The organism is Rhodococcus sp. B7740, from assembly GCF_000954115.1.
In the GTDB taxonomy this organism is placed as follows: Bacteria; Actinomycetota; Actinomycetes; order Mycobacteriales; family Mycobacteriaceae; genus Rhodococcoides.
Genome location: NZ_CP010797.1, coordinates 1,137,146 through 1,149,848, shown reverse-complemented (window position 1 = coordinate 1,149,848; position 12,703 = coordinate 1,137,146). Strand labels below are relative to the sequence as shown.

The following is a 12,703-nucleotide window of genomic DNA, read 5'->3' as shown; positions in this document are numbered from 1 at the left end:
GTGCTCAGTCCTGCCTGCGGACCGACTCCTCGACCAGGTCCAGGATCGCGGCGAGGTTCGAGCCGCCGTGACCGGACGCAATGCGAGCCACCAGGCCGTCGAGCACGAGATCGAGGTAGTCGGCGAGGACGTCGTTGGGTACGTCGTCGCGCAGTCGTCCTGCGGTCTTCTGACGCTCGAGTCGTCCGAGTGTGGCGTCGGTCAGCTCGGCCGACCTCTCGGCCCAGCTGGACCGGAAGTCCACGTCCGTGCGCAATCGTCGGGTGATCTCGAGCCGCGTGCCGAGCCACTCGAATTGTTCGGGTTGCGCCAGCATGTCTCGCATCACCTGCACCAGACCCTGAGTGGCCGCGACCTCGGCCATGCGTCGGGCATCTTCCTGAGCCAGCGCGAGGAAGAGCCCGTCCTTGTCCTTGAAGTGGTGGAATATGGCTCCGCGCGACAGGCCGGTGGCTTCTTCGAGACGCCGTACTGTCGCGCCCTCGTAACCGAACTCGCCGAAGCACTTACGCGCGCCGTCGAGAATCTCGCTTCGACGGGCAGCCAGGTGGTCTTCGCTGACCTTGGGCACGTGTGGGTTTCCTACTTTCGATGAGGGCCTCGACCGAGACGGCGATGGGCCCGGAAACACGTTGTCGGTTCCGGGCCCATCGCCGTTCGAGGCGTACGTCAGACGACGCGCACTCAGCCTCTGATCATGTTGCGCAGCACGTACTGCAGGATGCCGCCGTTGCGGTAGTAGTCCGCTTCACCCGGGGTGTCGATGCGAACCACTGCCTCGAATTCGACCTTCGAGCCGTCTTCCTTGGTGGCGATGACGGTCATCGTCTTCGGGGTGGTGCCCTCGTTCAGCTTCGCGACTCCGACGATGTCGAAGGTCTCGGTGCCGTCCAGCTTGAGCGACGATGCGCTCTCACCGGCCGGGAACTGCAGGGGAACGACGCCCATGCCGATGAGGTTGGAGCGGTGGATGCGCTCGAACGACTCGGTGATGACGGCCTTGACGCCCAGGAGCGAGGTGCCCTTGGCGGCCCAGTCACGTGAGGAGCCGCTGCCGTACTCCTTGCCGCCCAGCACGACCAGCGGGATGCCGGCCTTCTGGTAGTTCTGCGACGCGTCGTAGATGAAGGACTGCGGTCCGCCGTCCTGCGTGAAGTCGCGGGTGTAGCCACCCGAGACGTCGTCGAGGAGCTGGTTCTTCAGGCGGATGTTCGCGAACGTTCCGCGAATCATGACCTCGTGGTTTCCGCGGCGCGAACCGAGCGAGTTGTAGTCCTTGCGCTCGACGCCGTGCGAATCCAGGTACTGCGCGGCAGGTGTACCCGCCTTGATGGGACCGGCCGGGCTGATGTGGTCGGTGGTGACCGAATCGCCGAGCAGCGCCAGCACGCGTGCACCCTTGATGTCCTCGACGGGAGCCGGGTCCATCGTCATGCCGTCGAAGTACGGAGGCTTGCGCACGTACGTCGACTTGGGATCCCACTCGAACGTGTCGCCCTCGGGGGTCGACAGGTTCTGCCAGCGGCTGTCACCGGCGAAGATGGTCTCGTAGGACTTGCTGAACATGTCCCGGCTGATCGAGGACTGGATGGTCTCCTCGATCTCCTGCGAGGACGGCCAGATGTCCTTGAGGAACACCGGATTGCCCTCGTGATCCTCGCCGAGAGCGTCGGTCTCGAAGTCGAAGTCCATCGTGCCCGCCAGGCCGTAGGCGATGACCAGCGGCGGCGAAGCCAGGTAGTTCATCTTCACGTCGGGGGAGATGCGGCCTTCGAAGTTGCGGTTGCCCGACAGGACTGCGGTGACCGAGAGGTCGTTGTCGTTGATCGCCTTCGAGATCGGCTCCAGCAGCGGACCGGTGTTACCGATGCACGTGGTGCAGCCGTAACCGCCGAGGTAGTAGCCGAGCTTCTCGAGGTACGGCCACAGGCCGGCCTTCTCGTAGTAGTCGGTGACGACCTGCGAGCCGGGTGCCATGTTGGTCTTGACCCACGGCTTGGTGGACAGCCCCTTCTCGACGGCATTGCGGGCGAGCAGTGCTGCGCCGAGCATGACCGACGGGTTCGAGGTGTTGGTGCACGAGGTGATGCCTGCGACGACGACGGCACCGTGGTCGAGGACGAATTCGCCGGCCTCGTCGGTGGTGACCCGAATCGGCTTGCTCGGGCGGCCCTCGGAACCGTATGCGGCAGAACGTACGTCGACGGAGTCCTCTTCGGCGAAGCTCAGCGAAGCGGAATCACTGGCCGGGAACGACTCGTCGAGTGCCTCGTCGAGCTTGCTGTCACCCTCGTGCGCCGGGTGGTTCTCCTCGACGTAGTTGTGGATGTCCTTGCGGAAGGCAACCTTGGACTCGGACAACAGGATTCGGTCCTGCGGGCGCTTCGGTCCCGCGATGGACGGAACCACCGTGTTGAGGTCGAGTTCGATGTACTCGGAGTACACGGCCTCGTTCTTCGGGTCGTGCCACATGCCCTGTTCCTTGGCGTACGCCTCGACGAGAGCGAGCTGCTCGTCGCTGCGGCCGGTGAGGCGCAGGTAGTTGATCGTCTCTTCGTCGATCGGGAAAATGGCTGCGGTGGAACCGAACTCGGGGCTCATGTTGCCCAGGGTGGCGCGGTTCGCGAGCGGAACCTCGGCCACGCCCTCGCCGTAGAACTCGACGAACTTGCCGACGACGCCGTGCTTGCGCAGCATCTCGGTCGCGGTCAGCACCACGTCGGTCGCGGTGACGCCGGGCTGGATCTCACCGGAGAGCTTGAAACCGACGACGCGGGGGATCAGCATCGAGACGGGCTGGCCGAGCATGGCCGCCTCGGCTTCGATACCGCCGACGCCCCAGCCCAACACACCGAGGCCGTTGACCATCGTGGTGTGCGAGTCGGTGCCGACGCAGGTGTCGGGGTAGGCCTGGCCCTTGCGGGTCATGATCGTCGGTGCGAGGTATTCGATGTTGACCTGGTGCACGATGCCCATGCCCGGAGGGACGACCTTGAAGTCGTCGAACGCGCCCTGTCCCCAACGCAGGAACTGGTAGCGCTCACCGTTGCGCTCGTACTCGAGGTCGACGTTGCGCTCGAGAGCATCGGCGCGGCCGAAGACGTCGAGGATGACCGAGTGGTCGATGACCATGTCGGCGGGGGAGAGGGGGTTGACCTTGTTGGGGTCGCCGCCCAGGGTGGTGACGGCTTCACGCATCGTGGCGAGGTCGACGATGCAGGGAACGCCGGTGAAGTCCTGCATGATGACGCGTGCAGGGGTGAACTGGATCTCGAAGCTCGGTTCCGCGGACGGATCCCACGAGGCGATCGAACGAATGTGGTCGGCGGTGATGTTTGCACCGTCCTCGGTGCGAAGGAGGTTCTCCGCGAGGACCTTCAGTGCGTAGGGCAACTTCTCGGCACCGGGCAAGGCCGACAGTCGGAAGATCTCGTACGAGTTCTCTCCGACTTCGAGGGTGCCCTTTGCACCGAATGAATCTTTACTTGCGGTCACTTCAGCTCCACTCGTCTATGAGGCACACCGCCGACGGGGCTGTGTCGACGGTTGAAGCGAGGCGCCGACTGCGGGCCTCGGCCTCGAATCTCGGTAGCGAGAGTTCGGGGCGGACGCACGGTCGGTGTCTCGATGGAAGTCTAACAGTACGCTTGTCCTGTGAAAACCTGCGGTCGGGTCCTCGGTGGGTCTGGAGGGACCGAACCACACGACGATCCTCACGCAGTGCTCCCGGCTGCGCAATGAAGGGCGACCTCAGTAGTGAAGCCGGACCTGCGGGGCAACCAGGTTCGCACGTGGCGGTGACGTAGGGTTCGAGCCGACTGGTTCCTACCGACTGGACGAGAGATGCCTGAGCCGATTCACGCCGTTTCCCCACTTGCCACCGATATACCGGCAGGTCTGGACGTCGACAGCATCGTCGCCACGGTCCGCGAGTCCGGCGTCAGTGCCCCCGCCGACGAGGAAGCCGGTTTGTCCGCGGCCGTCGCGCGCGCCGAGGACCACGGCATCGATCTGAGCATCGTCATCGTGCCGACCGAACCTCGCCACGACTCGCAACTTCGAGACCTCGCAACCGCTGTCGGAGCACGCGAGGGCGGGACTGTTCTCGTGCTCAGCCCAGGGCAGGTGGGTACGTTCAGCGACTCGATCAGCCGGGTGACCCTCGAAGCAGGCCAGGACCGCACGTACACCGGGAACCACGTCGTGGCGGCCGACAACTTCGTCGACACCCTCGTCGAGGATCAGACACCGTGGGGTCTGCTCACGGGCGGCCTGGTCGTCGTGGTCGCCGCGGTCGCGGCACTGACCGCTGTCGTCAAGGTCCGCAGATATCGCTCGCGTTCGGAGTCGAACGACCGCGCGCACAGCGAGTCCGTCGCCGACTGAACACGCGCGTCGGAGTGTCGTTCGACCGACCGACGCTCGCCCCGTTCGACCCCGTCCCGATGGTGACCGTCGGGTCGTCCGAAAAAGTCGGAAAAATTGTTTTCGGTAAACCCCGAGTTCACGGCGTTGTCCCTGGTGAAATTACCAATGTGTCATTTGTGACTGGAGTTTCTTTAGGGTGCGAAGTGTCGTACGGTGCCATTGGCACTGCTGGGGAAGGAGTGTCGCAGAAGGCGGTTGTCATCCGTGGGGAACTCGGGAGGCCACTGCTTCGGGTGTGACTGACGTGGTTCGCACCTGTCGTATCGCTGCGTGTTTCTTTCCTGCCCGGCGAGAGCGCTCACCGTCACCTGCGATCGGGGTGGAGGACGGAGAGCTTCCCGACGGCACGACGGTTCGACGCGAACCCGAGTGAATGCCGGACCCGAGGGAGACATTTGTGAGCCGACGTCAAGTCCGCGGAACTCACCGCCGTGCACTCGTCCGTACCCGATTCGTTCTGGTAGGCGCAGGCCTCGTTCTCGCGTTGACGGCGACCCTTCCCGGGGTTGCCGCCGCGGTACCACCGCCACCGCCCAACCCCTCGGACACCGACATCGCCGCCGCGGGCAGCGCCGTCGATTCGAGCCTCGGCCGAGTCGGCCAACTGATCGACGCGATCGCCTCGGCCAACCAGCAGCTCGCCCAACTCGACGACGAGGTCGCGTCGAAGCGCGAAGGCGTCAACAAGGCCCTGGTCGATCTGCAGAATGCGCGCGACGCGGCCGACGTGGCCGCCGCGGTCGTCGGTGCCGCACAGCAGGCTCTCGCCGACGCAGGCACCCAGATCCAGGCGGCCCAGGCCAAGTTCGACGAGTTCGCCAAATCGAGCTACACCCAGGGCTCGGGCGTCGCCTCGATGGCGTCGTTCCTGGGATCCAGCGGACCGGACGACGTCCTGGACCGCGCCCAGGTCCTGAAAATTCTCTCCAACAGTCAGAACGCAGTACTCGACGGCCTACAGCGAGCCCGTACCGAGCAGGCGAACCGCGACTCGGCAGCGCGTGAGTCCAAGCAGCAAGCCGACGCCGCCGCCTCGGAAGCAGAGGCGAAGAAGGCGGAGGCCGAGCAGGCCATCGCCGAGGCGCAGGCCGCGCTGCAGGCAGAGGCCGACCGGAAGGCCACGATCGAATCGGAGCGCGACTCGGCGCAGACCGAACTCGATGCCGCCCGCAGCAACGTCGCCGGTCTGCAGGACCAGCGAGCCGCATACGGCGACTGGGAGGCGCAGAAGGCGGCCGAGGACGCGGCCATCGCCGCCGCCACGGCCGCAGCGAAGGAAGCTGCCGTGCAGGCAGCTGCCCGAGTGTCGGCCAACCTGGCGGCGCAGCAACGCGCGGCCGCCATCGCCGAGGGCCAGCGTTCGCACGTGGACGTGGACGTGGACGACGATACGAGCGCGTCGACCGACTCGGACAGCTCGACCACGACCACGCCCACCACCCCCACCAAGCCCAAGACGCCCACCAAACCGAAGACCTCCACGACCCCGTCCGTCACCGGCAGCGCAGCTGTCGAGTTGGCGATCGACCGCGGAATGAGCCAGCTCGGTGTGCCGTACTCCTGGGGCGGCGGCGACGAGAACGGACCGACCAAGGGCATCAGGGACGGCGGAGTCGCCGACAGCTACGGCGACTACAACAAGGTCGGCTTCGATTGCTCGGGGCTGATGATCTACGCCTTCGCAGGACTGGGTATCTCGCTACCGCACTACACCGGCTACCAATACACCGCCGGTAAGCAGGTGCCGTCCTCGGAGATGAAGCGCGGCGACATGATCTTCTACGGACCCAACGCCAGCCAACACGTCGCGCTCTACCTCGGCGACGGCAAGATGCTCGAAGCCCCGCAATCGGGTTCGGTGGTGAAGGTGTCCGACGTTCGCTACAGCGGAATGACGCCGTACGCCGTGCGCATGGTGTCCTGACCGCGTTCCGCAGGCTCCACTCCGGCTTCTCGAGTCGTTCCGCAGGCTCCACTCCGGCTTCCCGTCGGGGGTGCCTTTCGGCGCACACACCGATCACCTGGAATAGTTGATTGCGGCGGTACGAAACGAGCCCGACGACGATCGACTGAAAGCGGTGAATTCTTGGTGACATCACGTGACGGCCGGATTTCGAACGACGAGGGGTCGACGCGAGTCGAGTCTGCGACTCCGAATCCACCGAGTGCGGAGCCGAAGCGGGTGGACAGTCCGGCCCTGGCCGAGGACGTCCAACTTCTCGAGAAGGCCGTGTACGAGGTCAAGCGCGTGATCGTCGGTCAGGACCGACTGGTGGAGCGCATTCTGGTGGGGTTGCTCGCACGCGGACACGTGTTGCTCGAGGGCGTCCCCGGTGTCGCCAAGACCCTCGCCGTCGAGACCTTCGCACGGGTGGTGGGTGGCTCGTTCTCACGAGTTCAGTTCACTCCCGACCTGGTGCCCACCGACCTCGTCGGCACCCGGATCTACCGTCAGGGCCGTGAGGAGTTCGACACCGAACTGGGACCCGTCGTGGCCAACTTCGTGCTGGCCGACGAGATCAACCGTGCACCGGCCAAGGTTCAGTCCGCACTGCTCGAGGTCATGGCGGAGCGGCACGTGACCATCGGCGGCAAGACGTTCCCGATGCCCGACCCGTTCCTGGTGATGGCCACGCAGAACCCCATCGAGAACGAGGGTGTGTACCCCCTTCCCGAAGCTCAGCGAGACAGGTTCCTGTTCAAGATCGTCGTCGACTACCCGACGGTCGAAGAGGAACGCGAGATCGTCTACCGCATGGGCATCAAGGCCCCCGAGCCCAAGCAGATCCTCGACCCGGCCGAGTTGGTTCGGCTGCAGAATCTGGCCAGCTCGGTGTTCGTGCACCACGCGCTCGTCGACTACGTGGTGCGGGTCATCGCTGCTACCCGAACGCCCGAGCAGTTCGGGATGGACGACGTGGCGAGCTGGATCGCCTACGGTGCATCGCCACGTGCGACACTCGGCATCATCGCGGCCTCCCGCGCACTGGCTCTGCTCCGTGGTCGCGACTACGTCGTCCCTCAGGACGTTCTCGAAGTCATTCCCGACGTGCTCCGGCACCGTCTCGTGCTCTCCTACGACGCTCTGGCCGACGAGGTGACCCCCGAGACGGTCATCTCCCGGGTGCTGCAGACCGTCGGTCTACCGCAGGTGTCGCCGCAGGCGGTACCGGTGCCGCAGAGCAACGGAGGGGGTCCGGCCGGGCAGCACTTCGACGGACGTCAGCCGCAGGGGCCCTACCCGCCGCAGGGGCAGTACCCGGCACCCGGTCAGTTTCCCGGCCAGGGCCAACCGCCTGCGCCCCAGCAGCCGGGTCCCCAGCAGCCAGGGCCCCAGAGCCATCCGCAAGCCGGGCAGTACGGCCAGCCCGCACCGTCTCTGCAGAAGCCGTCCGGTGACGGATCATCGATCGGTACGCCGGGGCAGTGAGCGGACCCGACACCGCCTCCGCGGGCCGAGCCGTCGTTTCCCGGCCGCCGTCGTTCCGCTCGGGTGAGCTGCGTGATCCGAAGCTGGCCGCAGCGCTGCGGACCCTGGAACTGACCGTGCGTCGACGGCTGGACGGGGTGTTGCACGGTGACCATCTCGGATTGATACCCGGTCCGGGGTCCGAGCCGGGCGATGCCAGGGAGTACCAGCCGGGTGACGACGTTCGCCAGATGGACTGGTCGGTCACCGCGCGTACGACGCATCCGCACGTGCGGCAGTCCGTCGCCGACCGCGAACTGGAGACCTGGCTCGTGGTCGATCTGTCGGCCAGCCTGGACTTCGGCACCACCGGGTGCGAGAAGCGCGACCTCGCGGTCGCGGCCTCGGCTGCCATCACGCACCTGTCCGGCGGTGGCGGCAATCGAATCGGCGCGGTGGTGGCAACAGGTTCGGACACCAACCGCATTCCGGCACGGGGCGGCCGCGTGCACACGCAGTCGATGCTTCGCGCCATTGCCACCACTCCTGCTGCAGCCGACGGTGTGCGCGGCGACCTGCGCGCGGCCATCGAAGCGTTGCGACGCCCCGAACGACGCCGTGGAATGGCAGTGGTGATCAGCGACTTTCTCGGGCCGATCGACTGGGAGCGCTCGCTCCGGGCCATCTCCGCGCGGCACGACGTCTTGGCCGTCGAGGTACTCGACCCACGTGATCTCGAACTGCCCGACGTCGGTGACGTCGTTCTCCACGATCCGGAATCCGGTCGTACTCGCGAATTCAGTACGACACCGCGGTTGCGGGCAGATTTCGCGCGCGCAGCCGCGGCACACCGCGACGACGTGGAGAAGGCGCTGCGGCGGTGCGGCGCACCTCGATTGACGCTCCGTACCGACGGTGACTGGATCGCCGACGTCGTACGGTTCGTGACCGCACGCAGGCACACCATCGGGGCCGGATTCACCAACACCGCGCGGGCGCCGCGATGAGCCTGACCGATTTCGCCTCGCCGTGGTGGCTGGGCTTTCTCGTCGTCGTCATCGCACTGACGGTCGGCTACGTCTGGGTCCAGCGGCGCAAGCAGAAGCACGTACTGCGGTTCTCCAACATGGAGCTGCTCGAGTCCGTCGCACCCGATCGGCCCAATCGGCTGCGGCACCTGCCGACGGCTCTCGTTCTGGTCGGCCTGATGTTCCTCACCGTCGCGTTGGCAGGCCCCACCGCCGATCAACGCGTGCCCCGGAACCGGGCAACGGTCATGCTGGTGATCGACGTGTCACTGTCCATGGAGGCCACGGACGTCGAGCCGACTCGGTTGGCCGCCGCGCAGGAAGCAGCGAAATCTTTCGCCGACGGTCTGACACCCGGCATCAATCTCGGACTGGTCGCGTTCGCCGGTACGGCGTCGGTTCTGGTCTCGCCAACGGCCAACCGCGAGGCCACCAAGTCCGCCATCGACAAGTTGCAGCTCAGCGAGCGAACGGCCACAGGCGAGGCGATCTTCATCTCGCTCCAGTCCATCGACACTCTCGGTGCCATCCTCGGCGGCGGCGACGCGGCACCGCCTGCGCGCATCGTGCTGCTCTCGGACGGTAAGCAGACCGTCCCGCAGAACCTCGACGACCCGCGCGGCGGGTACACCGCGGCGCGTGCCGCCAAGGACAAGAACGTGCCCATTTCCACGATCTCGTTCGGCACCAGCTACGGCTCGGTCGAGATCGAGGACGAGAACGGCGTCGAACGCGTCCCCGTACCGGTCGACGATCCGTCGTTGCGAGAGATCGCGAACCTGTCCGGCGGCAGCTTCTTCTCCGCGTCGTCGCTCGAGGGTCTCCGAGACGTCTACGACACCCTCGAAGAACAGATCGGGTTCGAGATCACCCGCGGCGACGCGTCGCGTCCGTGGCTGATACTCGGTGTTCTCTGCATATCGGTCGGCCTCGGTTCGGCGTTGGTGATGCGGCAACGTCTGCCGTGATCTTTGTTCTTACTCACCAGTAAGTTTCGCTTTGTCATTCCAGGACGAACAGATAGGTTGCTAGGCATGTCCACACCTGACTTCATCGCGCGATCGGTACTCGTCACCGGAGGAAACCGAGGTATCGGTCTCGCCATTGCCCAGCGGCTCCGAGCCGACGGACACAAGGTGGCCGTCACCCACCGCGGCTCCGGCGCCCCCGACGGGCTGTTGGGAGTCGTCTGCGACGTCACCGACTCCGCCTCGGTGGACGCGGCCTTCAAGGAGGTCGAGGAGAAGCAGGGTCCGGTCGAGGTGCTCGTGGCCAATGCCGGAATCACCGACGACACGTTGCTGATGCGCATGACCGAGGAGCAGTTCCAGCGCGTGATCGACGCGAACCTGACCGGGGCCTTTCGGGTCGCCAAGCGCGCCAACCGTGCCATGCTGCGCGCGCGTTGGGGCCGGATGATCTTCCTGAGTTCGGTCGTGGCCATGGCAGGCGGACCGGGGCAGATCAACTATGCCGCCTCGAAAGCCGGTGTCATCGGCATGGCGAGGTCGATCACTCGTGAGCTCGGATCACGCTCGATCACCGCGAACGTGGTGTCCCCGGGATTCATCGAAACCGACATGACCGCAGAACTCTCCGACGAATTACGCGGCAAGGCCAAGGAATTCATCCCGCTTCAGCGTCTGGGGCAGCCCGAGGACGTCGCGGCGGTCGTGAGCTTCCTGGCCGGCCCCGACTCCTCCTACGTGTCCGGTGCCGTCATCCCCGTCGACGGCGGCATGGGCATGGGTCACTGAGAGCCGTTCTTGCACAGTATTTTTCAGTTCGACGTCATCGATTTCATCTTCGAAAGCTAAGGAACACAGCACTATGGGCGGATTGCTCGAAGGCAAGACCATTCTCGTCACCGGCATCATCACCGATGCCTCGATCGCGTTCCACGCCGCGGCCATGGCGCAGGAGCAGGGTGCCAAGGTGATCATCACCGGGTTCGATCGGCTCCGGCTCATCGACCGCATCGCACAGCGTCTGCCCAAGGAGGTGCCGCCGGCGATCGAGCTCGACGCCACCAACGAGGAGCACCTGGCGGCGTTGGCCGACCGCGTTCGCGAGGTCGCGCCCGAAGGTATCGACGGGGTTCTGCACTCGATCGCATTCGCGCCCCGCACCCTGATGGGCCCCGACGCGAAGCCGTTCCTCGACGGCCCCGGCCCCGACGCCGCGAAGGCATTCGAGATCTCGGCGTGGAGCTACGCATCGCTCGCGCGTGCAGTTCTGCCGGTCATGAACGAGGGTGGCTCCATCGTCGGAATGGACTTCGATCCTCGTACGTCGATGCCGTACTACAACTGGATGGGCGTGGCCAAGGCTGCTCTCGAATCGGTCAACCGCTACGTGGCCCGGGAAGTGGGCGCCGCCAAGCGCATTCGCTCCAACCTCGTCGCTGCCGGCCCCATCAAGACCCTCGCCGCCAAGGCCATCGCGGGTACGGCCACGGACGACGCGGCAAAGATGAACCAGCTCAACGTCTACTGGGACGGTGCTGCCCCGATCGGTTGGGATGTCAACGACCCCACCGTCGTCGCCAAGTCCATCGTCGCGTTGCTCTCGGATTGGCTGCCCGGCACCACCGGATCCATCGTGTACGTCGACGGCGGTGCGAGCCACAACACGTACCTGCCCGAGAACATGTGATGCCGCGGTGGGCGTACCCGCACGTGCGCCCGCCGAGAGGTTTGGTTCGCCGATCGGACCCCCGCAGGGGCCGGTCGGCGACGGGGGCACAATGGAAAACATGACCACCCCTGGAGACTTCGACGCATTGTTGGTGCTCTCGTTCGGCGGGCCGGAACAGCCCGCCGACGTACGCCCGTTCCTGGAGAACGTCACTCGCGGTCGTGGAGTGCCGCCCGAGCGGCTCGACGCCGTCGTCGAGCACTACATGCACTTCGGCGGAGTCTCGCCGATCAACCGACTCAACAGAGACATCATCGAGGCGCTCCGCAGCGAATTCGATTCCGCCGGAGTCGATCTGCCGATCTATTTCGGAAACCGCAACTGGCATCCGATGATCGAGGACACCGTCGCGACCATGAAGTCGGACGGAATCAGGAACGCGCTCGTTTTCCCGACCTCCGCGTGGGGCGGATACTCCGGATGCAGGCAGTACCACGAGGACATCGCCCGGGCCCGCGCCGCCGTCGGTGACGATGCACCGCATCTGCTCAAGATCCGGCAGTACTACGACCACCCGCTGATGGTCGACGCGTTCGGCGACGCCGTCGCATCGGCGCGAGCCTCACTGCCCGAGCAGCACCGCGCCGGTGCACGTCTGGTGTTCACCGCACACTCCATCCCCTCGGCCGCCGACGCCAATGCGGGCCCGCCCCAGGACGGCGGTCACCTCTACAGCCGTCAGGTGGCCGAGGCATCGAGGCTCGTCGCAGCCGCGTCGGGCGTCGACGACTACGACCTGGTGTGGCAATCCCGCTCCGGCCCTCCGCAGGTGCCGTGGCTCGACCCAGACATCTGTGATCACCTCGAAGCGCTGTCGGAGAAGTCCGTCGACGCCGTCATCGTGTGTCCGATCGGATTCGTGTCCGACCACCTCGAGGTCGTGTGGGATCTGGACACCGAAGCGGAGGAGAAGGCCCGTGAATTGGGAATGGCCTTCGCCCGTGCAGGTACTCCCGGATCCGATGCGCGTTTTCCGCAGATGATTCGCGAGCTCGTGGACGAATACCGAGTCGGTGGACGGTGCCGCGGCCTCGGCAGTGTGCCCGGCTACGGTTCGACGCTGGACGGCAGTCGCTGCGCCGTCGGCTGTTGTGAGCAGCCCACCCGGCCCTCCAGGCCCGCAGCCACGTCGTGAACGCGT

Annotated in this window: 10 protein-coding genes; 8 read left to right on the top strand and 2 right to left on the bottom strand. The window is 65.8% G+C overall.

What is annotated here, in order from left to right:
* Positions 1-4: 4 nt before the first annotated feature.
* Together NY08_RS05200 and NY08_RS05195 are read right to left on the bottom strand one after the other, a co-directional pair.
* The gene (locus tag NY08_RS05200; RefSeq protein ID WP_045195258.1) at positions 5-571 is read right to left on the bottom strand and encodes a TetR/AcrR family transcriptional regulator; all 567 of its coding nucleotides are present in this window, start codon (positions 569-571) and stop codon (positions 5-7) included.
* Positions 572-684: 113 nt separating this feature from the next.
* Positions 685-3,495 carry an aconitate hydratase gene (locus tag NY08_RS05195; RefSeq protein WP_032398032.1) on the bottom strand — a complete coding sequence of 937 codons (2,811 nt, stop codon included), beginning with the start codon at positions 3,493-3,495 and terminating at the stop codon, positions 685-687.
* Between the two features lie 348 nt (positions 3,496-3,843).
* Between NY08_RS05195 and NY08_RS05190 the strand changes: the two genes are divergently transcribed.
* The 8 genes from NY08_RS05190 (at position 3,844) to NY08_RS05155 (ending at position 12,697) form a co-directional block, all read left to right on the top strand.
* Entirely contained in the window at positions 3,844-4,386 is a 543-nt protein-coding gene (locus NY08_RS05190) for an Rv1476 family membrane protein (RefSeq protein WP_032398033.1), read from the top strand.
* A 439-nt stretch (positions 4,387-4,825) separates the two neighbouring features.
* The gene (locus NY08_RS05185) at positions 4,826-6,352 is read left to right on the top strand and encodes an NlpC/P60 family protein (protein WP_045199758.1); all 1,527 of its coding nucleotides are present in this window, start codon (positions 4,826-4,828) and stop codon (positions 6,350-6,352) included.
* A gap of 258 nt (positions 6,353-6,610) precedes the next feature.
* The gene (locus NY08_RS05180) at positions 6,611-7,858 is read left to right on the top strand and encodes an AAA family ATPase (RefSeq protein ID WP_094657285.1); all 1,248 of its coding nucleotides are present in this window, start codon (positions 6,611-6,613) and stop codon (positions 7,856-7,858) included.
* Positions 7,855-8,844, top strand: coding sequence for a DUF58 domain-containing protein (locus NY08_RS05175; protein WP_032398034.1), 990 nt, complete (start codon positions 7,855-7,857; stop codon positions 8,842-8,844). Before NY08_RS05180 ends, NY08_RS05175 begins: the two co-directional genes overlap by 4 nt.
* The gene (locus tag NY08_RS05170) at positions 8,841-9,833 is read left to right on the top strand and encodes a VWA domain-containing protein (RefSeq protein WP_045195255.1); all 993 of its coding nucleotides are present in this window, start codon (positions 8,841-8,843) and stop codon (positions 9,831-9,833) included. Before NY08_RS05175 ends, NY08_RS05170 begins: the two co-directional genes overlap by 4 nt.
* A 66-nt stretch (positions 9,834-9,899) precedes the next feature.
* Complete coding sequence (fabG1, locus tag NY08_RS05165; RefSeq protein WP_032398036.1) at positions 9,900-10,622, top strand: 3-oxoacyl-ACP reductase FabG1; 723 nt, start codon at positions 9,900-9,902, stop codon at positions 10,620-10,622.
* A 73-nt stretch (positions 10,623-10,695) separates the two neighbouring features.
* Entirely contained in the window at positions 10,696-11,520 is an 825-nt protein-coding gene (gene inhA, locus NY08_RS05160) for an NADH-dependent enoyl-ACP reductase InhA (RefSeq protein ID WP_032398037.1), read from the top strand.
* Between the two features lie 100 nt (positions 11,521-11,620).
* A complete protein-coding gene (locus NY08_RS05155; RefSeq protein WP_094648011.1) occupies positions 11,621-12,697 on the top strand; it encodes a ferrochelatase in 1,077 nt (358 codons plus the stop codon).
* The last annotated feature ends 6 nt before the right edge of the window (positions 12,698-12,703 follow it).